This window comes from Oscillatoria sp. FACHB-1407 (assembly GCF_014697545.1).
GTDB lineage: Bacteria > Cyanobacteriota > Cyanobacteriia > Elainellales > Elainellaceae > FACHB-1407.
The window spans coordinates 747,626-771,501 of record NZ_JACJSA010000001.1 but is presented as its reverse complement, the minus strand read 5'-3'; the positions used below and the strand labels follow the sequence as shown (position 1 = coordinate 771,501).

General features: G+C 51.6%; 19 protein-coding genes. 11 read left to right on the top strand and 8 right to left on the bottom strand.

Annotation, left to right across the window (positions count from 1 at the left end; translation table 11 throughout):
• Positions 1-21 precede the first annotated feature (21 nt).
• Positions 22-1,368: an NAD(P)/FAD-dependent oxidoreductase gene (locus tag H6G89_RS03105; RefSeq protein WP_190503791.1), complete on the top strand. Its 1,347-nt coding sequence runs from the start codon at positions 22-24 to the stop codon at positions 1,366-1,368.
• 515 nt (positions 1,369-1,883) lie between these two features.
• Here H6G89_RS03105 and H6G89_RS03100 read toward each other — a convergent pair.
• A complete protein-coding gene (locus H6G89_RS03100; RefSeq protein WP_339384480.1) occupies positions 1,884-3,080 on the bottom strand; it encodes a cob(I)yrinic acid a,c-diamide adenosyltransferase in 1,197 nt (398 codons plus the stop codon).
• A 166-nt stretch (positions 3,081-3,246) separates the two neighbouring features.
• Between H6G89_RS03100 and fraC the strand changes: the two genes are divergently transcribed.
• From fraC to H6G89_RS03080, 4 genes are all read left to right on the top strand, one after another.
• On the top strand, positions 3,247-3,801 hold the full coding sequence (gene fraC, locus H6G89_RS03095) for a filament integrity protein FraC (protein WP_190503790.1): 555 nt from the start codon (positions 3,247-3,249) through the stop codon (positions 3,799-3,801).
• A complete protein-coding gene (locus tag H6G89_RS03090; protein WP_190503789.1) occupies positions 3,798-4,805 on the top strand; it encodes a DUF5357 family protein in 1,008 nt (335 codons plus the stop codon). The genes fraC and H6G89_RS03090 overlap by 4 nt, the downstream gene beginning before the upstream one ends.
• Positions 4,806-5,127: 322 nt before the next feature.
• Complete coding sequence (locus H6G89_RS03085) at positions 5,128-5,694, top strand: hypothetical protein (protein ID WP_199336480.1); 567 nt, start codon at positions 5,128-5,130, stop codon at positions 5,692-5,694.
• 50 nt (positions 5,695-5,744) lie between these two features.
• Complete coding sequence (locus H6G89_RS03080; protein WP_190503788.1) at positions 5,745-6,764, top strand: hypothetical protein; 1,020 nt, start codon at positions 5,745-5,747, stop codon at positions 6,762-6,764.
• Positions 6,765-6,865: 101 nt separating this feature from the next.
• On the opposite strand, the gene H6G89_RS03075 is transcribed toward H6G89_RS03080, so the two are convergent.
• From H6G89_RS03075 to H6G89_RS03060, 4 genes are all read right to left on the bottom strand, one after another.
• Positions 6,866-8,149 carry a murein hydrolase activator EnvC family protein gene (locus H6G89_RS03075; RefSeq protein WP_309229541.1) on the bottom strand — a complete coding sequence of 428 codons (1,284 nt, stop codon included), beginning with the start codon at positions 8,147-8,149 and terminating at the stop codon, positions 6,866-6,868.
• Positions 8,059-8,694 (bottom strand): LysE/ArgO family amino acid transporter, encoded by a 636-nt coding sequence (locus tag H6G89_RS03070; RefSeq protein ID WP_190503787.1) that lies wholly within the window; start codon positions 8,692-8,694, stop codon positions 8,059-8,061. Before H6G89_RS03070 ends, H6G89_RS03075 begins: the two co-directional genes overlap by 91 nt.
• Before the next feature lie 272 nt (positions 8,695-8,966).
• A complete protein-coding gene (locus H6G89_RS03065) occupies positions 8,967-9,434 on the bottom strand; it encodes an Lrp/AsnC family transcriptional regulator (protein ID WP_190503786.1) in 468 nt (155 codons plus the stop codon).
• Positions 9,435-9,763: 329 nt separating this feature from the next.
• Positions 9,764-10,492, bottom strand: coding sequence for a glutamine amidotransferase (locus H6G89_RS03060; protein WP_309229540.1), 729 nt, complete (start codon positions 10,490-10,492; stop codon positions 9,764-9,766).
• Between the two features lie 322 nt (positions 10,493-10,814).
• Between H6G89_RS03060 and H6G89_RS03055 the strand changes: the two genes are divergently transcribed.
• The 4 genes from H6G89_RS03055 (at position 10,815) to wecB (ending at position 14,797) form a co-directional block, all read left to right on the top strand.
• The gene (locus tag H6G89_RS03055; RefSeq protein WP_190503784.1) at positions 10,815-11,294 is read left to right on the top strand and encodes a hypothetical protein; all 480 of its coding nucleotides are present in this window, start codon (positions 10,815-10,817) and stop codon (positions 11,292-11,294) included.
• A 73-nt stretch (positions 11,295-11,367) separates the two neighbouring features.
• Positions 11,368-13,002 (top strand): GldG family protein, encoded by a 1,635-nt coding sequence (locus tag H6G89_RS03050; protein ID WP_199336478.1) that lies wholly within the window; start codon positions 11,368-11,370, stop codon positions 13,000-13,002.
• A gap of 11 nt (positions 13,003-13,013) precedes the next feature.
• Complete coding sequence (locus H6G89_RS03045; protein WP_190503783.1) at positions 13,014-13,613, top strand: DUF4340 domain-containing protein; 600 nt, start codon at positions 13,014-13,016, stop codon at positions 13,611-13,613.
• 68 nt (positions 13,614-13,681) lie between these two features.
• Complete coding sequence (gene wecB, locus H6G89_RS03040; protein WP_190503782.1) at positions 13,682-14,797, top strand: non-hydrolyzing UDP-N-acetylglucosamine 2-epimerase; 1,116 nt, start codon at positions 13,682-13,684, stop codon at positions 14,795-14,797.
• 103 nt (positions 14,798-14,900) lie between these two features.
• On the opposite strand, the gene H6G89_RS03035 is transcribed toward wecB, so the two are convergent.
• On the bottom strand, positions 14,901-15,422 hold the full coding sequence (locus H6G89_RS03035; RefSeq protein WP_190503781.1) for a lysozyme inhibitor LprI family protein: 522 nt from the start codon (positions 15,420-15,422) through the stop codon (positions 14,901-14,903).
• A 20-nt stretch (positions 15,423-15,442) separates the two neighbouring features.
• Positions 15,443-15,973: a translation initiation factor IF-3 gene (gene infC / locus H6G89_RS03030; protein WP_190503780.1), complete on the bottom strand. Its 531-nt coding sequence runs from the start codon at positions 15,971-15,973 to the stop codon at positions 15,443-15,445.
• 346 nt (positions 15,974-16,319) lie between these two features.
• Here infC and H6G89_RS03025 point away from each other — a divergent pair, with 346 nt between their 5' ends.
• A complete protein-coding gene (locus tag H6G89_RS03025; RefSeq protein ID WP_190503779.1) occupies positions 16,320-17,003 on the top strand; it encodes a ComF family protein in 684 nt (227 codons plus the stop codon).
• A gap of 461 nt (positions 17,004-17,464) precedes the next feature.
• On the opposite strand, the gene H6G89_RS03020 is transcribed toward H6G89_RS03025, so the two are convergent.
• A complete protein-coding gene (locus tag H6G89_RS03020) occupies positions 17,465-17,827 on the bottom strand; it encodes a hypothetical protein (protein ID WP_190503778.1) in 363 nt (120 codons plus the stop codon).
• 830 nt (positions 17,828-18,657) lie between these two features.
• Between H6G89_RS03020 and H6G89_RS03015 the strand changes: the two genes are divergently transcribed.
• Positions 18,658-23,871, top strand: a complete 5,214-nt coding sequence (locus tag H6G89_RS03015; RefSeq protein ID WP_242059779.1) for a two-partner secretion domain-containing protein — start codon at positions 18,658-18,660, stop codon at positions 23,869-23,871.
• Positions 23,872-23,876 lie beyond the last annotated feature (5 nt).

The window sequence follows — 23,876 nt, the reverse complement described above, 5'->3', positions numbered from 1 at the left end:
TGGGAACGCGCTTTTGATAGCATGACGACTCTCTACAATTCATTGGTTTACGATCGCTCTCATCCAGTTCAAAGTTATTGGGAGACGACGGTCGATCCCTCCCAGAGGCACGCTTCACCCCTGCAACAAGACAACACCTGCGACGTTGCTATTATTGGCGGTGGCATTACGGGGCTTTCTGCTGCACTCCACCTGGCTCGCGATCACCAGATTCACGCCTGTGTTTTAGAAGCCGGGGCGATCGCCTGGGGTGCTTCTGGGCGCAACGGTGGCTTTTGTTGCATTGGCTCAACTCGGTTGTCTAACGAGGAGTTGCTCAAGCAGTTTGGGCGGGAGGAAACCCGTCGCTATTTTCAAGACCAGCGAGAGGCGACGTATCTGGTGCGGCAGTTGGCGATCGCTGAAGGGATTGAGATTGACGCTCAGGGTGATGGTGAAATCGTCTCGGCTCACACCCCGTCTCGGTGGGCAGAACTGGAAACAGAGCATGAGTTTTTGACCGAGGTGGCAGGATATGACTGTCAACTCTGGTCACCAAAGGATGTAGCGGAGGTAGGTTTTCGTAGCCCGGAGGCATACGGTGCTTTGCATGTTGGGGTGGGGTTTGGTTTGAATCCGATGAAATACACCGTGGGACTGGCTCAAGCGGCTCAGCGGCACGGAGCAAGGCTGTTTTCTCATAGCCCAGTGACGACCTGGGAAAAATCAGGGGAATGGCACCTGCTACACACTCCAAAGGGAACCGTAAAAGCGAAGCGGGTCATTGTTGCCACGAATGGCTATACGCGGGATGAGTTGCATCGGGGATTTCGCGATCGCTTCTTACCTGCCATGTCAAACATCATCACGACTCGTCCGCTGACCCAGACAGAACTGGAGGCGCAGGGATGGCGTACCGAAACCCCCGTCTATGACACCCGTAACCTGCTGTTTTATTACCGTCTGTTAAAGGATGGACGGTTTTTGTTTGGCAGTCGGGGCGGAACAGTGGGCGATGGGGCTGAGCGCGATCGCCGTCGTCGCTGGATGACCCGTCGCTTAGGCGAGATGTTTCCCGCCTGGAAGGACATTGAAATTACTCACTACTGGAATGGGTTAGTGTGCCTCTCTGCTGCCCTGGTTCCCCATATCGGTAACCTGTCAGAGGATGCAAGCGTATTCTATGCCCTTGCCTATCACGGCAATGGTGTTGCAACGGGGACCTGGAGTGGTCAGGCGATCGCCCAGATTGTAGCGGGTCAAACTCAACCTCAAGATCTCTGTGCGGTGGTGAGGCAACCCCTCAAGGCGTTTCCCCTGCCCGCATTGCGGGTGTGGTATCTGCGAGGAGCCTACCTGCTGTATCGAACTAAAGATGCACTCCCCTGAGCAACCTTTCGGCATCAGGAGTTTGGCGGTTGAAACCGCAGCTATAGCAAAGTGCTGAGGACTGAGGACTAGGACTGAGGATTGAGGACTGAGGATTGAGGACTGAAGATTAGGACTTACGCACTTGAAGCCTAAAACTTTGATCCCCCCTTACCCCCTTAAACAAGGGCTACCGTGTATACGTCAGCCCTCTCAGACCTCTAAATTCCCTAGCTTCAGGAGACTTTGAGCCTTTGTTAAGGGGCTTGCCAAGACAGGAGCACCCGAACTTGGAATCGATGCGAAGCGCGTCCTTTGGTTAACTCAAACACCTTCTGCTAGGGGGTTTGGGGGAGGCAGTGGCGTCCCCCAATGGGGGTTTGGGGGAGACTCCCCCAATGCCTGGCTCTCACATGCTTGAAACAACCCTGAGCCTAATTTAGAGATCTGTGTACGCAGTAGCTTAAAAGGGAAGAATTCCGGAAGCCCTTTTTCTAAGAGGTTTTGGGGATCTAACGGCGTAAGTCCTGCACCTATTAAAAATCGACACCTCGCTTCAAATCAACGCCTTTCTCGGCGTAGTGTTTGTGGCAGAAGACTTCGGAGTGAACGCTTGCCAGGTCAAAGTAAGCGGGCGGGTTTTTGCAGCGTCCGGTGATGATGACCTCGGTGTCGCGAGGTTTGCGGAGGAGTGCCTGGATGATCGGTTCCTGGGGCAATAGCTCTAGATCAACTGTGGGATTGAGTTCGTCCAAAATGATGGTTTTGTAAAGCCCAGAGGCGATCGCCGCTCGTGCGATTTCCCAACCGCGTTCTGCCTCAACGTAATCGAGTTCCTGTTGTTGTCCGCGCCAGACAATCGCGTCTCGTCCACAACGTTGATGGTCAACCAGATTGGGGTAACTCTGATGCAATGCGGCGATCGCTGCATCTTCGGTGTAGCCTGAGCCACCTTTGAGCCACTGCATGATCAGCACTCGATGAGATTTGTCCTGGCTGATGCCTTTGCCGATCGCTTGCAACGCTTTGCCCAACGCACTGGTGGATTTGCCTTTACCCGACCCAGTGTAGATCTCAATGCCGTCTATGCCATGCAGAGCCGCATTGGCGTGATGGTGCGCCTTCATCTCAGAGTGCAGGTCGGCAATGTCAAGCAGGGGTTGGGGTGCGCCCCGTCCGGTGGCGATGATTTCCAAGTCTTCAGGTTTATTTTTGAGGGTTTTGATCACATCCTCAACCGACAACAAACCCAGATCGAGTACGGGATTGATCTCATCGAGCACCACGACCGAATATAACCCAGAAGCGATCGCCCCCTTTGCCACATCCCATCCCCGTTGGGCTTCCAGGCGATCGAAGCGAGTGATGTCCTCTGTGCCGAAATATTCGGCTCTGCCTGTACGCACCTGGTCGATCAGGTGCGGAAACCCACGTTGTAGAGCTTCAATCGCAGCATCTTCGTCGTAGGTGCGCCCCGGTCCCTTGAGAAATCGCAACAGTAACACTCGCGTTTGCCAGGAGGTGCGAATGCCCAACCCAATCGATCGCAAGACGACCCCCAACGCTGCCTGTGACTTGCCTTTTCCGGCACCGTCATACACATGAATTTGACCAATCAGGCGATCGCTGCGGGTTTGGGCTGTGCGAATACCGACTCCGGTTCGTGTCATGGCTCTAAGATGATGAATAAACGTTGCGTAATTGAGGTCAGCGTTGATCTTGAGGAAAGCCATCGCCTACAAAAGATTACCGCTATTAGTAGTGTTGTCAATCCCTAATTAGGATGGTCAATGCTACCGATAGAGCTTGTATCCATTATGGCGGCTTGGGAATCCCTTCAGCAATGCAGTAGCTTTAAATCAGGCGTGACGGTTGCCTTGTTGATATCAAACTCGTCTCATGTTTGTCTCGGTTCTGCCGTTAAAGATGATAGTGTTTCAAAGCTTGTTGCTGTTAATGGCGATCGCCATTGAAGCATATGTTTTGCGCTATCGTCTTAGCCTCACCCAAAAGCGAAGTGTTCATTACGCCACATCGATTAATTTTTTGTCTACGACGGTTGGTTGGTTGTTATTTCTGATTATTCAACCGCTGATTCCTCCTGGTCTTAAACTACAACTCATCGATTGCATTTTTTTTGACCACTGGCAACAAGGATTTATTCTTTGGGTGATGTTGTCAGCTCCAGTGACTTTTTTTGTCAGTTTTTTTGTCAAGTTATTTGGATTGACCTATTTGCAATTTTTTCTGGGGGATATCAAACCTCCTGAAACTGATGCTCAAAAAGCTAAATCAACTAAATTTGGAGCAAATCGGCGCACTTCTAGAAGTATGATTTCTCCAGGATTAGGCAACGCTATTTTAGCCGCCAATGCCTTAAGCTATAGTGCGGTTTCTTTAATTTTGATCATTCGATTAGTCACGCAAGGCAGTCTAGATCTAGAAATTCAGTGAAAGAAGTCATTGACTTTATTACTAAATACCTCAAAGAAGTCAAACCCTTTTCAGGGCAGACGTTTATTCTGTTGAGTCTGTTTTCCTGGTTGATGTCTTTGTTGGTTGATAGTGAATTTGTTCGAGACTTTTTATCCTGGTTTGGTTGGCTATTTTTAACGATTGGAATTGATTGGGTTTTAGCCGGAGTCAAACAAAACATTTTAGGCATTGATGTTTATCCGGGCCCCTGGATCGCAGGAGCATTAGCCTGTAGCTTTTTGTTTTACGGATGGAGTGATGTTTCGTTAGCTGCGATCAGTTGGCCGATTGTTTCAGCCTTGATAGCGACCATTCCTAAATTTTTGAAGAAAGGGTTAGAGGTCGTTAATCCTACGATTGATGGCAAAAAGTTTGCGGTCGATCGCCAGGAAATTGTGTTGCTGTTGTTTTTTAGTGCGATTTTAAGTTGCTGGATACAGTTCTTTTTTCTGCTTCAAAACTGGCTCCAGGAATATCCCAGTTTGATGGCAGATGAATTCACTCGTAGTGCGTTTGTCGTCAAGGTTGCCTCATCGACTCAAAACTCACGAGGCGTGATGTTTCTTAATTTAGCGGAAACCGCTTTGCGAGAGCGTCTTGAACCCGCCCCGTGGGGAGAAGTTGAGCGTTGGCTGTTTGAAACTGATATCGAAATTCCTCGTTTGGAGGAAGAGGTCAGACGGCGAATTCCCAGGGCGGAGGAAGATCGTCTGTGGAATTTGGAAGGGGAAGTGTCAGCGGGCAATCCTGGCTACGCTCTGACGCTAAGAGCTTTCTGGCTTGGACCCAGTTCTCGACCGGATGGCTATTACGCTCAAAAGGTATGTTCCATCACAGAACGCCCTAACCGAGTCACGACAACGGCTCCCGGACAAGCCCCAACCGTGATTCCGGCGGCAACAGCGACTCAAGTGGTGTGTGAACAGGCGGTTGATTTGAATTGGATAACACCAACACCTGTCATTCCCCCTAATGCCGAGTAGGACAGGGTAGTGGGTGGAGGATAAAGATTGGGGGACTGAACCCGGCGAATGAATTCGCGGCTATCCGATCGAAGTCCGCCGACGCGGACTGAGGTTTTGTTCTGGTCGCTGCGGGTTTAACCGCTACTCCCCTAACCGTCAGATGCACCCGCTTTCGTCTGTGTGGTTCCCCCACTCGGATTACAGCGGTTTTCAGAGGAGTGCCACACAGCGAATGCCTGTAGATTTGGGCAATATGAACGGTTGGTGTGGCATACACAAATGAGAATTGCTGTAACGTCAATTTGGGTTGTCGAAAATATAGTACTAATGTACTATCAAGATGTTGACCTTCTGGTGGATGCCAGACTCCATCATGGTGACGCAAATGCCCCGACTAACCCGACTAAATCAACGTCCATGGCTGAGGGGGCGATCGCCCCAGAGAGAAAATTTCCTGGCATCGCGACTTGCGCTCTGTCCGTTGCTGTTGTTACTCGGCTGCACAACCACTCCCTCCGTACCAGAGATGACCATACAGCTAGAGCAACAGTGGGTGCTGCAACCCGGTGATCAGGTGGCGGGTCGGCGCATTCGAGGAGGGTTGGGAGATATTTCGGTTGAGGTGGCGGGTGATCCGGTGTACGCCCCCTACGATGGTCGCGTGCGACCTGCCAGCCATAACGCGGATTGTGTGTTTTACTCCAGCCCAGAGTTGCCCGCCTATCTGTTTCGCTGGTGTGGTTTGCAAAACCCGCGATTGGGCAATGTTCAGCAAGGGGATCAAGTGGCGATCGCCCAGACGCTCGAATTTGCCACACTCCGCAAACAGCCCAGTGGGCGTTGGGCAATGGTCGAACCCTCTATTTCAATGCTGGAACGCACCTTAGAGCGAGCCTCAGGGGAATAGGCAGTGGGGAGTTGAGAGTTTGAACTAAATCAGGTAACGAGAAGACGAGTATGAAACGGTTTGCGTGGATTGCCGCTGTAGCGGCTGTTGTGTTGGGATCTCCTCAAGTTGCTCAAGCGGATGAGGGGCTACTAGAATTTGACCTGCCCGAAAGTAACTCTTCCACCCGTACTGTTCCAGATCAAGAGTTATCGGCGATCGCATCCCAACCGACTCTTCCGGATGCTTTGCCAGCAGACTCAGCACTGGCTGGTGGTGATTCCGTAACGGGTAATCATGCCGTAACAGGTGATGATTCTGTGGAGGAACATCCCCTAGAGGTCAGTTTCGAGTTACCCACGGTTGCCATCTCGACTGAACTTGCCTCGGCTGAATCAACCTCGGTTGAACCTGGCTCGGCTAAACCTGCTCCGGTTGCGACTGCTTTAAGACCTGCACCGATATCAGCAGCGTCGCCCCAACCGACTCCAGCTAATGCATCCTCTAGCCTGTTTGACGGAGGCTCTGATTCCCTGGTGGCTAAAGCGGTTGGTAGTGCGGAGGGCACTCGCACCCCCGATGGTGGGCGCACCTGGGCATATTACGGACACGTTGACCCCGGCAACGGCGTGTGGAATATCGGCAGCTTTTCTTATCAACATGGGGCAAAGACTCCGGAAGAAGCAGACGAAAAGCAACTGCGACGATTACAACGACAGGCAGTAGAGTTGCGACATCAGGCAACCGAAAAGGGCTTTGAGATGACGCTCGAAGAGGAGCTAAACGGCATTGACCTGGCGAACCAATCGCCAGCAGCAGCCCTCGATCGCGGCTATATCATCTGGCTCAACACGGCTCGCCATATGGGACTAACGGGATCTGATGCGGTCTTGTGGGCACGCACTCGTTCTTACCTTGACCCCGACTCTGGGCGGTGGAGTGCTCCGGGTTTGGGCAATAACATTCACAGCATTACGCAGGATCAGGAGCGGCGCATGAATGCGGTAAATCGGGCAATCGCGCTGCATCAGCAACAAACAGTTGCCAGTGAGGAGGTGGCGAATCGAGTTATTTTTGAGGATTTGCAGTAGGGGAGTGGGGGAGGAAGAAAGGATAAACGATGAAGGATGAAGGATAAAAGGGAAGAGGCTCGATTTATTGCGTCGTACCCCCTTACCCCATTTACCCTGGCTTACAGATAATTCAGTGGATTGACGGGTGTACCGTTTTCTCGCACTTCAAAGTGCAGGTGAGGTCCGGTCGAGAGTCCGGTAGAGCCAACAGCGGCGATCGCCTGTCCTCGTTGCACGGCTTGCCCTTCTGAGACGTAGAGTTCGCTGGCGTGAGCATAGAGGGTGGTGAGGTTGTTGCCGTGGTCGATAATGACTGACCTGCCATAACCGCCATACCATCCGGCAAAGATGACGGTACCGGAGTCGGCGGCTCGAATCACCGTGCCGTAGCCTGCACCAAAGTCAATCCCTGCATGAAAGCGGCGGTAGCCCAGGATGGGGTGAACCCGATAGCCAAAGTTGCTGGTAAGCCGACCGTTGATGGGAATGCTAAATTGCCCAGTTCCGCGAATCACGATGCCATTGCGGGCAGCGGCAGCAATCCGCTGTCGGATCAAGACGGTAATATTAGCAGAGTCTTTTTCCAGTTGGGTTTCCGCCTCTTCGAGAGCCTGACGATCGGCTTTGAGGCGATTAATCAAGGCTTCCTGCGTTTCTGCCTGCGCCTCATATTCTGACTTTTGGGCTTGCAACTGCTGGGTAATCAGAGCAATTTCATTTTTCTGTCGCTCAATTGTGCGGCGACGAAGATTCAGATCGTCCGCTTCGGCTTTAAGTTCTGCCAAGATTGTCCGATCTGCCGCGTAGACCAGGGTTAATTGGCGGCGGCGATCGAGAAAATCGTTGAGGTTTTGGCTTCTGAGCAGCACGGCCCAACCCCGGCTACTCTGTTGTCGTTGCAGAAACCGCAGGCGGGCTACCGTCGCAAACTGCCGCTCTTGATAGGTCTTCTCAGCAACGGCTAACTCAGCCTGTAGTTTTTGGAGGCGTTCATTGGCAAGCTTCAGTTCATTCTCATTGACGCGAATCTGAGAGGCAGTCGTTTGAATGTTGTCCTCTAAGCCTTCCAGTCGATCTTGGGCTGACTCTTCCAGGTTTTCCAGGCGGTCTTGTTCGCGATTGATTTGATTTCGCCGCTGTTCGATTTGTTGTTGCTGTTGTCGCAGTCGCTCAACGGAAGCGGAGCTTTGAGCCAGATAGGGAGGGCTTCCCAAAGGAAGGGAGTAAGCGGGCTGGGTGTAAAGGGGAGTGAAAGCAAACCCTAGCAGGACAGTCGTTAACGTGACAGTAGCTAACGTGGCGATCGCTGCCTTTACTGCTCCACCAAAGGTGATAGTGGAAGAGAAGTGATGGCAACCACACCAAAAATAATCAAAACTATGCCGGAGATTTTGTTTAGCCACTGTAAACCGTCAAGTTTAAACCTTTTGCGAAACAAACTAATCCCACCCGTGAGCAGCAACCACCATAACGCCGATCCGCTAAACACACCCAAAACTAAAATACTCGCTGCCCAGTAGTCTCCTTCTGTGCTGGCTAACCCCAACCCGGCAAATACTGCCGCAAACGATAAAATTGTGGCTGGATTGGTGATGGTTAACACCACAGTTGAGAAGTAAGCACCCCAAAGCCCATATCCTTTTTTAGATGCCGCCTGATGAGCGGGTGCAGATCGGATTGTCATAATGCCGAGGTAAAGCAGAAATGCTCCCCCGATGAAACGAAACCAGATCGCATGACCAATCAGGATACCAGAAATGAATGTTAATCCAAACCCGGCAATTACACCATATATAGCGTCAGCTGTGGCTGCTCCCAAACCCGTACTTAATCCAATCCGTTGACCGTACTGTAGAGTGCGCTGAATGCAAAGCACACCAATCGGTCCAACTGGGGCAGCGATCGCTAAGCCCACCAGCAAGCCTCGACCAAATAACGCAATGTCCATATTCTTACCTATAGAGAAATTGAGGTAAAGGGGTGTAAGGGAGCGGCGGTGGAGGCGGTAGGGAGGAGAGGGGCAAAAGGTTCAAGGAGTGTCAGGGTAGAAGTATGAGAGCTTTGTCTAAAGTTTTGTGTCAGTTTTTGTGGTCGTGCAGGTGGCTTTCGTGCGTATTCTTTTGAGATGGAAAGCCATTGGGTCTTGACCTAACTTTCTGTAACCTACCCCAATCGTCCTCACTGCCTTACTCCTTTACCCCTCCCCTCATCCCCCATTCCCTACTCCCCACGCTTATAAAGTGGCAATACCGGAGTCTCTTTCACCGTTGACAGAGCGATCGTCGTACGGGTTTTGAGAATTCCGGGCAATGACTTTAGCTGCTCACTGATCAACCGCTCCAGGTCTTTGGTATGACGACACCGCACCTTTAAGAGATAGTCGTCCTCACCTGTGACGTGATGACACTCTTGAATCTCTGCCAGGGTTTGCACCCGTTCTAGAAAAGCATCTCGATGTTCAGGACGCTCTAAGGTCACGGCGATAAATGCCGTCAGATGAAGCGCGATCGCCTCCGGGTTCACCAGAGCCGCATATCCCTGAATAACGTTGCGTTCCTCTAACCGACGAACGCGATCGGCAGTTGCAGGAGCCGATAACTCCAAAATGCTTGCCAGTTCAGACCAGGTCATTCGTCCCTGAGTCATCAGGTGTTGAATCACCTTGAAATCAATCTCGTTCAGTTCCATGAAATTAAGAATAACAGGTTGATAAGAGGCGAAAAGTTGTTTTAGAAACTTTTCAATCTGAAATTCTTATTTTTTCTAAGCTTATGCCTCAAAAACCTTCTTTCCTTAACCCAGGCTTGGTATGAGGATTTTGACGGTTGAAACCGCAGCCACCCGAACAAAACTGCCTACGCCGGTTCAAAACCTCAGTCCGCATAGGCAGGCTTCGCTCCAATCGCCGCGAATTCATTCGCCGGGTTCAGTCCCCCGATTACTAGATGCACCCATTCGCTGGGTATTTATAGCTTTGGTTAGAAAGCTTAGGACAAAGCCAATGGCTCATTCAGGGCTCAGGCGACCAGTGCATCGTCGGGGTAATCACGCTGTTGCTCCATCTCAAGCCAATGCTGCAAAAAGTTTTCTAACCAGCGTCGCAGATTGGCAGCATATAGCTGATAGCCTTGCAGGTGTTTGTCGCGGGGTTGGGCACCCGGTAGAATCAGGCATTCAGGAGCATTCTCGAGCCACCGTTCCATAATTTCGTGAGTCATTTCTGGGTGAAACTGTACCCCATAAGCATTCTTGCCAAAGCGAAATGCCTGATTTGCAAAGGTATCGCCTGTTGCCAGGAGCACTGAGCCAGAGGGTAGCTCAAAGCCCTCCCGATGCCAGTGATAGACCTGCATGGGTGTCGAGAAAAGGGGTTGCCCTGCTGGTGTGGGTTGAATTGGAAAATAGCCAATCTCAGTCATACCCTCGGGGTGGGGAGATACCGTCGCTCCCAAGACCCGGGCTAGCAATTGCGCCCCCAGGCAAATGCCGAGGTAGGGTTTGCCCGATTCCAAAGCGGTTTCAATCCAGTCCAACTCGGTGCGAATGAAGGGTAAGGTTTCGCTGTCGTTGGCACTCATCGGTCCACCAAACACCACTGCTGCTTCGTGATGGTTCATGGTTGTTGGCAGGTCGTGCCCCAGGTTGGGACAGCGAATGTCGAGGGTGTAGCCGTGCGATCGCAACAACTGACCCACCAAACCCGGATCAGAGGTAGCTTGGTGGACAATGACCAGGATGTTTTTCACAGAGTAATTCAAGTTACACGCTATTTTATATAGCAACCGAGGGTTGGTTAGGACGGGGTGCAGGGGTGGAACCCCTGGCTGGGGGCGCAGCCCCCACACCCCCCTTGCATTAACTGTCTCGACAGTTGCTATATGTCTCATGGTAAGGAGATTTTTGACAGAATTGTGTAACTGACATTGCGACTGAACCAGAATGTCGTAGATCACGGTAATGTCATGACGGAGCTTCTTGTGAGGCGATCGCTGTTTAACAAATGGGTTGATGGATCGTGACTCGACCCGTAGGATTAGGAAAGAATAGTACAAAAGTATTGGAAAGGATATGGTTCAGTACACCCTCGCTCAAAGCCCAGAAATTATCTTGACCGTTCCCGGCAAAGACTCCTCCAAAGCCCGCGATAAGGCGATGGATCAGTTAATCGAGTTGATGGAAGCCGGAAAATTGCCGACCGATTTGTCGGAGGGGTTTGGCCCTCATCAATTTATCGAGGTGAAAGAACCCACGATTACCGTCACTGACGACGAAGAAGCGGTCACCCAGGCAGTGCAGGTGATCACCCATCTGACAACCTTGAAGCAAAAAGTCCAGGCATCCCGGGCGGAGGCGATGAAGATCCGAGCCCAGATTGACCCACTGTTCACTGACGAAGATGTGGATGACGAGGAACTCACCCAGCTACGTGACAATCTCAAAGTTTTGAAAACCTTTGCCCAATTAAACCTGCGCTATCGGGAAGCTCGTACCCAGGCGGTACAGGCGCGATCGATTCTTGATCAGGCACTCAAATCTCAAGATGCCTGACGAACGAATTTTTGCGAGGCTACTCCGTTTAGGCGTATAACATTAACGGGCTATTACACGAAACGGCTACGCCATGAGAATGTCGGTTTTGCAACGGAAATATCTGAAATATCTGGTCTGGGTGGGTCCAATGCTAATCATCATTGGGCTGACGGCTGGAGTCGTGGCAAACAGTTGGGGTGCTGTGCCATTGGGGTTGATGCTGGTAGGCATTGCGATCCTTGTGGTATGGCTGATCTCAGAAGGGAGTTCGGTGCAGGGCTTCTTTGGGCGGCGATCGACCCAGGCAAGCACCAATGCGCTGGTTGCAACTCTGGCGGTTCTGGTTATTCTGGGGCTGCTCAACTTTTTAGCTGTGCGTTACTCTGCTCGCATCGACCTGACAGAAAACCAGATCTTCACGCTGGCACCCCAATCCCAGGAAGTGTTGCAGCGACTTGAGGAGCCTGTGAAAGCCTGGGTGTTTGATCCGGCAGAAAATCCCCAAGACCGACAATTGCTGGAGAACTATCGTCGGCAAAACGACCAGTTCAGCTATGAATATGTCAACCCCAATGCTCAACCGGGGTTAGCGCAAGAGTTTGGAGTCGGTGCTCCCGGTGAGGTGTATTTAGAACAGGGCGATCGCCGTCGTTTGTTGCAGGTGGTTAACGATCAAGAGCGGTTGTCTGAGCGGCGATTGACGAATGGTATTGCTCAGATTACGGGCGATCGCCAAGCCAAAGTTTACTTTTTGCAGGGACATGGAGAGCGACCTCTGGAAGCACCCCAGGGAGGCATCACAGAAGCCAGTACTCGCTTGCAGGAAGAGAGCTATGTCACTGAACCGCTGAATCTGGCGGAGCAGGGTGACGTGCCAGAGGATGCCAGTGCTGTTGTGGTGGCAGGTCCAGAGCGAGCACTCCTGGAGGAAGAAGTGGCTGCGCTGGAGGAGTATCTCAATGAAGGACGCGGCGGTCTGGTGTTGCTGATTGACCCTAGCGTTGACCCTGAACTGACGGCGTTACTGGAGGATTGGGGCGTTACCCTGATTGACCGAGTGATCGTTGACCCAGCACGCCAAGCAACAGGTCCCGAAGCATTGGTGGCATTGATCACTCAATATGGAGATCATCCCATCACTCGAAATTTAGGGAATGGCATTTCCTTTTACCCGATCGCCCGTCCGATTGATCTGCAACCCGTTGAGGGGGTTGAGTCAGTGCCCTTGCTGGCAACAGGCGATCGCGTTCAGGCACAAAGCATTGATGAGAATGGACAGTTAGCGTTTAACCCTGAGACAGATCCGGAAGGGCAATTGCTGATCGGCGCAGCCCTGTCTCGTCCGGTTGAAACCGATGCCCCTGATGCGTCACCCAGCCCGGAGGCATCCCCCAGCCCAGGTGCTTCCCCTTCCCCAAGCCCTTCTCCCGCAGCTTCCCCGGATGAAATTCCTGGTGAAGCGCGACTGGTGGTGATTGGTAACTCCAGCTTCATCACCGATGGGTTGTTTAATCAACAACTCAACGCCGACGTTTTCTTGAACTCGGTGAGTTGGGTGAGCCAGCAAGAAAACAATCAAGTCTTGGCGGTGCGCCCTAAAGAAATGACGAACCGTCGCATTCTCCTGCAACCCCAACGGCAGATTTTGCTCGCGCTGTTGTCGCTGGTGTTCTTACCTTTGCTAGGCTTTGGCATGGGTATTGCTGTCTGGTGGGCACGCCGTTAGGAGGTTGACTGATGAAATTAAAACCGACGACGATCGCCCTGGTGGTAACGGCTGCCATTCTCGGTGGTGCGGTCTATCTGTCTCAGATGAATAGTGCCCCCTCACGGGACAGTGACAATGCTGAAACTCAAGATTTGTTTGCTGTTGAGGAACAGCAGATCACCTCATTGACGTTGAAAACGCAGTTGCGATCGCTCTCGTTTGCCAAAGATGACAGCGGCACCTGGCAGATGAAGGAACCGGATGCAGTTCCCGCGAACCCCGCTTCGATCGCCTATCTGCTGAACCTGCTTGCCGTGAGTGAGGGAAATCAAGGCTTTACTGCACCTGCTGACCAACGAGAGGATTTTGGCTTCCATCAACCGATGGCAGAAATCGAGTTCAAACTCGACAACCAGGAAAGCCATCGCCTCATCATCGGGGGCTATAACTTCGATCGCAGTCGCTTGTATGCTCAGATCGACCCTCCAACTGAACCTGCCGAATCCCTTAATGTTGTGCTGGTGCCCACTGACTTTGATGCGGCGGTTAATCGTGCTTTCCCTGAATGGAAAGCCATTCCTGCAAATGAAGCATCACCTAACAGCGAACCATCGCCATCCCCTAACTGACGGCACCCCACTCCCTACTTCCCACTCTCCATTCCCATTCCCCACTCCCCACTCCCCACCTCCCTCCAATGCAAACCCCACTCCCCATCTGCATCATTCTCGGAACGCGCCCCGAGGCGATTAAACTGGCTCCCGTAATTCGGCAGTTTAAGCAAAATCCTGCCTTTGAAACCCACGTTGTTTTAACGGGACAACATCGGGAGATGGTGCAGCAGGTGATGGATCTGTTTGAGTTAACGGCTGATCAGGATCTGGCGATCATGCAGCACAAGCAGACCCTCACCGATATTACCTGTCGCAGTTTGCAGGGACTAGAGGCGTTGTTTCAACAGATCCAACCCCGGTTAGTAATTGTGCAGGGAGATACGACCACCGCCTTTGCCGCGGCGATCGCCGCCTTTTATCACCGCATTCCAGTGGGGCATGTCGAAGCAGGATTACGCACTGACGACCTGTTTAACCCCTACCCCGAAGAGGCAAACCGTCGCCTGATCTCGCAAATCACGCAACTTAACTTTGCGCCAACTCAGTTAGCGTTTGAGAATCTGGAGCGATCGGGCGTGGTGGGCAAAATTTACCAGACGGGCAACACGGTGATCGATGCTCTGCTGACTGTTGCAGCACAGCACCCCCCTTGCACCATTCCCAATCTGGACTGGAGCCAATATCGCGTATTGTTGGCAACTGTGCATCGGCGCGAAAACTGGGGTGAGCCGTTACAGGACATTGCTCAGGGATTTCTCAAGGTGTTGGATAAGTTCCCCGATACGGCTCTGTTATTGCCATTGCACCGCAACCCCACCGTACGGGAACCGTTGCAAGCGTTGTTGGGCAGTCATCCCAGAGCGTTTCTCATCGAGCCGCTCGACTATGCTGAGTTGGTCGGCGCGATGCAGCGTTGTTATCTGCTACTGACGGACTCTGGCGGATTGCAAGAAGAAGCCCCCAGCCTGGGCAAACCTGTGTTGGTGTTGCGCGAAACGACAGAACGACCTGAGGCGATCGCCGCAGGCACCGCCAAACTCATCGGCACCCAACCCGATCGCATTCTGAATGAGGCAGGTGAATTGTTAAGTAACCCTGTCGCTTACAACACCATGGCAACGGCTGTGAATCCCTTTGGCGATGGTCATGCGTCAGAGCGAATCGTGGCGATCGTTAGGGAGTATTTTGAAGGCAGATAGCTAGTGTAGAGACGCGATTAGTGTAGAGCCGCGATTAATCGCGGCTCTACACTAATCGCGTCTCTGCATTAATCGCCTCGCTGTGACTACCAAACAGACCTCATCAAAGCTGGTCTTGGGCATAGCCCTGGAGTTCTTCAGTACGCTGTTGAGTCACACGCTCAATGCAACTGCTATAGACTGTAGGGGCGATCGACCCCCCCTCAAATCTACCTCTGGCAAACTCACAGTTCTTATCCCGAAACTCAATCCAGGCGAGTTGGGCATCGGTCAGCAGTTTTTCTTGATTGGGGGATAGGGTGGCTTTGAGTTGTTGATAGACTTCGTTTAACTTCTCATCGGCTACTTCAGCAGACTTAGCCGCACATTCGTTAATCTCTAACTGGGTTTGCGGGTTAGTGCAATCTGCGGCTTGAGCCACGATATCCCCACCCGTACCCTCTGTTTTAGTCGGGGAGTTGGATGCACTGGGAGATGTTGACTCAGAGGGAGAAGCAGGGGCGATCGATGCAGGCGAGGCAGGTTCAGGCGTAGGAGAGACTCCTCCTGAAACCTGACCTGAGGGGATGCAACCTGCGGCAACAATTAGGAAAAATGCAATTTTCCAGGGATTAAACTTGCTCATTGTTTGTGCTCATTAGAGCATCACTTTTTAGGCGACAGCAACATCATCATATTGCGTCCTTCACGTTTTGGAGCCTGTTGCACCTCAGCGAGTTCTTGCAGGTCGGTAGCCATGCGTTGAAGCAAGCTTTCTGCCAGGTCGCTGTGTTGAATCTCCCGACCCCGAAACATGATGGTTGCTTTGACTTTATCGCCATCTTTAAGAAACTTTTCTGCCCGGTTGATGCAAACACGATAATCGTGCTCTTCGATTTTGTAGCGCATCTTCACTTCCTTAACGTCGGAGGTGTGCTGCTTTTTGCGGGCTTCACGGGCTTTCTTTTCCTGCTCAAACTTGAACTTGCCATAATCCATGATGCGGCAGACGGGTGGGTCTGCCTTATCGCTTACCAGCACTAGATCAAGCTCTTTCTCTTCAGCCAGTCTCAAAGCTTCACGCGGTGTCAAAATGCCAAGCTGACCACCGTCTGTATCAATAACTCTGATTTTTGGAAACCGAATTCGTTCGTTAATAGTTGGTAAATCGCGATTCTGTTTAGTAATTGGCGGCATGAGCAAAGTATCAGATGTCTGTTAGCAAGGATGATTCGTGGAAGGTGTCTATTCAGGTTTTACGTGAAACGCTAACAACAGGGATATAGAGACTATGTTAAGTCCCATTAGTTGAAGTGGAACTATAGATTTATTAAATGCCATTCTACCCACTCTGCTGTTTTTTACATCAGATGTTAGCGATTTTGGCATTTTACACTGTATAGCACGATGCACCAAGCTTAAAACGATAGAGGTATGGAAGTGTTTTTCGGACATAGGATCTACCTCTGCCCTCCGTTCTAGCCTTTGAGCACGGCTAGTCCTGCATCAATTTTTTTGTTTGTTCTCATCACAAAGGGTGGCAATGCAACGTTGGACTCAATCTTTGAAGCCTCTACTTGGCATGTTTTTGCAATCGGTTTGTCCGGCGTGCCAGCGATCGACCCCTTTGGAATTGTGTCTCGATTGTGAGCGACAGGTAAAACGTTGCCAGCTATCTGAACCGGGAGCAGGTTGGCACGCTCCATTACCTGTGTTTGCCTGGGGGGAGTATGGAGGGGCATTGAAGCGAGCGATCGCCACCTTGAAATACGACAACCAACCCCAACTGGCACAACCCATGGGACGGTGGTTAGCCCATGCCTGGTTAGCCTCGCCCCTGAGTCAGACGGCTGTTACAGTGGTTCCTATCCCGATGCACGCGGCAAAGCGACATAAGCGGGGGTTTGATCAGGCAGAGTTGTTAGCCGAAACCTTTTGTGGAGTGACGGGATTGCCTCTGCGACGACAGGGATTAGAGCGGGTACGAGCAACGGATGCTCAGTTTGGCTTATCAGCGGCGGCTCGCCAGCAAAATTTGGCGGGTGCTTTTCAGTTGGGTCAGGAGTTTCGGCGTTACGCTTCTAAAACTCCCGTATTGTTGCTCGATGATATCTACACTACGGGAGCTACGGTTAATGCGGCTGCACAGACGTTGAGACGACATCAGATTCGCGTTTATGGAGTGGTGGCGATCGCGAAACCTGCCTTTGCAGGGAGTCGGGAGTGAGGGAGTAGGGGAGTGAGGGAGTGAGGGAGTGAGGGAGTGGGGGAGTAAGAGAGTAGAGGGTTTTACACAACATTCTGGATACACCCGTTCCATCTGCCCGCGCCTCAATGGTGAACTAGCCTCCAAAGTTCACTCAAGTGGACTGAAGCTCTCTCTGTCGGCTTCAGTAGACTTCGTATAGGTAGGTATATCTAGTGCTTAGGGGACTGAACCTGGCGAATGAATTTGCGGCTATTGGAGCCAAGTTCGCCTACGCAGGCTGAGGTTTTGTTCTGATAGGTGCGGTTAAAACCGCCGTTCCCCTAACCGTCAGATGCACCTATCTCGTATTATTAGCCCGCACTTTAGTCGCAGGTGAAATGGCTCTTGGCTCTTCCCTCTTCTCTCTTCCTTCTTCCCTCTTTTTTATCCTTCAGCCTTTATCGTTTATTCTTCTTCCCTCTTCCCTCTTCTCTCTTCATTTATGAGGGATGCACAATTGGTCGAGTCGGGGGTTTTTCAGTGGAGCCAAACACAGGAGATGGATCAAGCCCTGTAATTTGCTGAAACTGCTCTGGAGTGATGGTACTAACGATGGGTTGGTTTTCCCAATGTTTGAGTTTGTCGTGTGCCTGACTAAAGAAATCTCGCCCCCTGACTAAGGGCACTGTCAGCCAATGATCCACTAATGTTTCAACCAGTGCTAATTCGATTAATGGCATTGGATAAGTCTCAACTAATTCCTTGAGATAAAGCTCCATTTGATCAGCCTCGCTACCGCCAAGCTGATAACTGCTAATAATATGCTTTACTCGTTGTCGATTAATTTCCTCTTGAATATCCATTGAAACCTGAAGTCAGAGCAGACGTTTCTTGTGACGGTGGGCTGTAACGATTGGAGAGCGATCGCTTGCTTAAGATCACTTTAGCAATAGGGGCGATCAAATTTGATTTTTCTACCAATTGATATTTTGATTAATGCAATTGCATTTATAGCAGAGAATTTAGAGTTGCAACCGTATTTCTATAAAATTGAGTCTTTAATTTTATAAAGTCATCTGCATGGTAGCCCAATTGAGTTTTTGAGATGGATGGTTTTTAACAGTGGATATTTCCACAAGCGACGAAGAATACGATATGGGGTTGTGAAAATATCCATTTGGGTGATGGGTATTCGCTTAACCCGCTTTTTAATGGAGCAAATTAAATTGTGATCAAGGCGATCGCCCTCAAGGATTCCGACTCAAGGATATGAAGATTCTTAACCCAATCTCAATCATTAGGCTTCTAAAGGATTGACTATTAAATGTTTAGAACGCTTGCTGAATTGTCGGGTGATATCGTGGTAATCTCCTGCTGAAGCCGATAGAACTGACGTATCAGACTCGCTTGTCTTCATTCTGGTGAATTGCTTCCATGACCTACTACCGTAGCGGAAGTGATCGTGATCGAAGACGGGCAAGCCATGTCTCTGGGCAGGTCTTTCAATGGCATTTAACTTGGGTCACTACTTGCTGCCGTCGGGTGCATATCGTGTTTACACCTATAGCAACCCTACTCAATCTCATACCGCTTTTAGGGGTGTTATAGCTATAAACCAGAACGAATGTTGAATCAGGTGTGCAGCCATTACAAACAATGCACATGTGTTATTTTCCGGGGAGACGGTTTTGCTATGGCGCATAGCTGGCATGGTGGAGTGTTGGTTGGTGGTGTGATGTTGGGAGTTGGCACGATCGCCCTTTACAGCCCAACCGCTCTGGCTCAGATTGTTCCTGACGAGACGTTGGGGGCGGAGCGATCGACCATCAATCGGGGTGTCACGGTACGGGGCAGATTAGGCGATCGTATCGACGGGGGAGCCACCCGTGGAGTTAACCTGTTTCACAGTTTTCAAGAATTTAACGTCAACGAGGGACAGCGAGTTTATTTCAGCAATCCTGCTGGCATTGAGAATATTTTGGGTCGCGTCACAGGCAGCGATGTGTCAGACATCATGGGCACCCTGGGCGTAGATGGAGGGGCAAACCTGTTTCTGTTGAACCCCAATGGCATTTTGTTTGGACCCAATGCTCGCCTTGATATTGGGGGTTCCTTTGTTGCCAGTACGGGCGATCGCTTCACCTTCCCCGATGGCAGTGACTTCAGTGCTACCAATCCCCAGGCACCGCCACTCCTGACGATGCGAGTGCCGATCGGCTTGCAATACGGGACAGGCAACATTACGAATCAGGGACAACTCACCACCGGGCAAGATCTCACCCTCTCTGGCGATCGCTTGAATTTGCAGGGGCAATTGCAAGCTGGACGCCACTTGACCTTGCAGGCACGAGACACTGTGCAGATTCGCGATAGTGTCACCACCCCGTTTGTTGCTCAGGCAGGAGGGGAGTTGCTGGTACAGGGCGATCGCACCGTAGATATCTTTGCCCTCAACCATCCCAGCAGTGGCTTTTTCTCAGGTAGCGATATGACGTTGCGCTCCGCGAATCCGGTGGGGGGTGACGCGCACTATTGGAGTGGTGGTGACTTTCGGATTCAGCGGTTGGGTGGCGCACGGGGCGATCTGATCAGCCCCTTTGACCCAATTATTTTGGCCACTGGAGATGTGGTGTTGGGAGATGTGCTCAACACTGCCTCGCTGCACATCCTGGCGGGGGGTAGCGTCACTCTGGGGAATGTCGAGGTCACCAGCGTTGGTGATGATGCCAACACAATTAACCCCAGAAACCCCAATCCTTTTCTGGCGGCTCTGGCGACCAATGGCATTCCAACATCTGTGAATGGGGGAGAAGTAGATGGAGCTAATCGATTTTTTGTCGATATCCGAGCGGGAGTCGATTGGTCACAAATTCCTGGCTTTCCGGGCAACACGGTGATTGGCGCACCTGTTCCTCCAGCAGCAGGGGCAACGACGGCAGATATTCGGGTGAATGCGATTAACTTTACGGGTAGCAACCTGGGTGGCATTGTTTACCTGACGAACCAATATCGACCGAATGCGTTGGCGGCTCCCGGTGGCATTGTGATTGGGGCGATCGACACAGGTGGTGCAGATGGCGGTGGCTCTGTCACGGTTGATGCTCGCAGTGGCATTGCCCTCAACGGACTGGTCATCACATCCGCGTTTAATCTAGGCTCCAGTGGCAATGTCAACTTTCGGGCAGTAGGAGACATCACCTTTAATCCAGGGAGTCGCATTGACAGCAGCAGTATCAACAGCCTCTCGACTGTCTCCCCCAGCACGATTCGGATTGAGTCTACAAATGGCTCTGTGTTGTTAAACAATGCTCAAATCACAGCATCGAATACGGGGACTGAATTTGCAGGAGATGTTTTTATCGATGCTCGCAATCGCATTGACATTGTCAATGGTAGTCGCGTTGAAGCGGAAGGTAATTTCGGGCGAATTTTTATTGGCAGTAGCTCTGACGAGGTGGAGAACGACCCAACGGCTCCAACCACTGTTGTTATTAATAACAGCAACTTGCAAACGACAAACCAACCAATCACCGCGACAACCGGAAGTTTTAATGCTGGCAATATTAGTGTCAGAGCGAATGGGCTGATTTCTGTTGCTAATGGGTCACAAATCGATGCAGCCACTCTGCGTGAGGGCAATGCTGGCAATATTGTATTCAACGCTGGCACAGGCGATGTCCGGTTTGAAGGGATTGGTACACCGGGGGCAGGTCAATTTCAAACAGCCGCTTTTAGTACGGTTGAGTCAGGGGCAGTTGGCGATGCAGGCACCATTGGGATTGTGGCTGGTTCTCTCTCGTTGACGAATGGGGCGCAGTTGCAAACGCTGATTCGTGAAGGAGGGCAGGGTGATGCCGGAAATATCGCCGCTGTGTTGACAGGTTCTTTCACCATGAACAATGGGCAAATTTTTAGCCAGGTTCGGGCAGGGACAGGCAATAGCGGAGATATCGCCATTCAGGCAAGTTCTGTTGATTTGAGGAATGACTCGCTGTTGCAGGCGGCAAACCTCAGCACCGGACTGGCGGGAGACATTACCATCGCCTCTCAAGGACGAGTCTCTATCATCAACAGCACCATCGAAGCGACCAGCACCAACAATCTTGCACAAGCAACCAGTACAGACGACTTTAGCGAAATTCGCCTCACTGCCTTAGAAGATTCGGTGTTCTTGAGTGGAGCCACCGTGACCACGACAAACAACAGCACAGGCACCGATACGACCACCGATGCAGACGACGGCATCGCAGGGGATATTTTCATCGACGCTCGCGATCGCATCGTGATTCAGAATCAGAGCACAGTGGCAAGTCGAGGCAGGACAGGGCGCGTCCTGATCGGCAGCGTTTTGCCATCTGCTACGGTAGACATTCTCAACAATCCAGAGGACACCACCGATCAATTTGGTGTGATTGCCGATGGCTTTGCAGGGCAGGTCAGCATCACTGCCCTCGATCGCCTGCAAGTCTTTAATAGCCGCATTACCAGTCGCAGTGACAATGATGCTGTTACGGGTGATTTCGGCAAAATCGATCTCACTGCACTGACGGGGTTTGTGCTCCTGGACGGTAGAACGCTGTTAAGCAGCACCAATTTTGGCGAAGGACTGGCGGGAGATATTCGCATCAACGCTCGTGATGCGATCGTGATTCAGGGGCGGAGCGAAGTTTTGAGTCAGGGACAGCTTGGACAGATCTTGGTCGGCTCTGACCCCAGTAATGGCCCTCTACCACAGCAAATTCTCATTCGCGGTAATTCACTGCTGAGCACGGATAACGGGTTTATCAATGACAGCACTGAACGGGCTGGAAATATCGTTGTATACGGTCTTGATCGCGTTAACATCATCAACAGCCGCATCACCAGTCGCAGCCGCAATGAAACGGATAACTTTAGTTTCATTCAAGTGCTGTCGCCGAGGGGGTCTGTTTTCCTCAACTCGGCAGAGTTAAGCACGACCAATGCGAATGTCGGTGTCGCCGGAGATATCAGTATCTCAGCTCGCAATATTGTGTCTCTGGTGAATCAGAGTGAACTCACCAGTGAGGGCAACTTTGGGCGCATTCTGATCGGCAGAGCAGCAGAATATACAACGCTACTGCCCAACCGAATTCGAGTGAGCAACACGCGCCTCAGCACCAGCAACCAGATTGACGACAGCAGCATTGCAGAAAATAACCAGGTGTTTGGGCAGGCTGGCACTATCTTTTTATCCGCCAGACGGAATATTGCGATCGCCAACCCCATTCCCAGACCCGACATTCCACCGTCTCGCTTTAGCATCCTCAGTGAAACCGTTGGAGACGAGCCTGCGGGTAACATCTTCCTTTCTGTGCTCAATGGCTCTGTGGATATCGAGGGTGGATTTATTAGTAGCCGCACGGGGCTTGGAGTGAGTGGGGATGGAGGCAGCATCACGGTTTTTGGGCGATCGCTCAACATGAGTGGAGGGGCTCAACTCAGCACCAGCACCTCTGGCTCTGGTGATGCTGGGAGCGTGCTGTTAAACGTTCGCGATACGATCAACCTGGATGATGTGGCAATCTTTAGCAGTGTTGAAGATGGAGCCAGTGGCGATGGGGGTGTGATCTTTGCAGGCAATCTCACCTTCTCAAATCAGGGTACTGTAGCGGCGATCGAACCAGCGCGATCGTTTAATGCAGTCAACGGAGCGCAATTAATTACCAGCACCAATGGCAGCGGAGATGCTGGTAGCGTCTTGATTTCTGCTAGAGATGTGACCTTTTCGGGAACTGATGCCGATGGGCTTCCCAGTGCGGTGTTTAGTGGGGTCGATGTTCAGGGTACTGGACGCGGTGGCGACGTGTTTGTCTTGGGCAGTACCACGTTGGATGCCAATGAAAATATTCGCACCTTCCAAGCCGTTGATTCACTGCGTATCCAGGATGGTGCATTAATCACCGTCAGTAGCTTTGGGCAGGGCGATATCGGTGGAGTCGCTACGACCAGTGAGCGACTAAGCTCTGCCGGGAACGTCACGATCGCCGCTCGGCGGTTGCAGTTGCAGAACAATGGACGCATTATCGCCAGAACAGGAATTGGCAACGGGGGTAACATTCGCTCTGTGACCCCAGATAGCCTCCTGTTAATGAGTGGAGGAAGCCGCATCTCCTCCACTGCTGGCACCTCTGGACAACCTGGCAATGGGGGCAACATCATCATTCGGACTGGTGAGGGATTTGCGATCGCCGGAGCTTTGGGCAACAACGACATCTCCTCCGATGCCTTCTTCGGTGCTGGGGGACGGGTGATTGTCGATGCCCAGGGCATCATTGGCTTTGTCAATCGCAGTCGAGCCGATATCGAGCGGTTGTTGGGAGCAGATGCCTTTAATGAAGTTGACCCTACCAGTCGCTTGCAAACCAATGACATCACCGCTATCTCACAGTCGGATGCGGCTCTGGATGGAATCGTAGATATCAACGCGACTGACTTTGACACCCGTACCATTACTAATCTGCCTGCTAACCTGGCAGACGCAACTCAACTGATCGCCCGCAATTGCCCAAGCGAAGGCGAGCAGGAGTTGGGTGAATTTGTCGTGACGGGTCGGGGCGGCTTACCAGCGAACCCCAATGAGATTTTGGGCAGCGATGATGTTTTGACGGATTGGGTCAACCCCACCGGAGAGGCAGAGGATGCAGCCGATCAGAGTGATCCTCAATCTAACCTGCACACGCCCATTGTGGAGGCACAACAGTGGATGATGAACTCAACTGGACAAGTCGTTTTAGTTGCCACAACCCCCAATCAGTCGCCAAACTTAAATCCAGCACTGTGTAATGCTCGTGCAGCGAATCCCCGTGCTGATGCTCAGGCAGTCAGTTACGGTGCAACGCCTGCTCCTGAAACGAATGCTCGTGAAATCTCTGTAACCCAGCACTGAGAAGA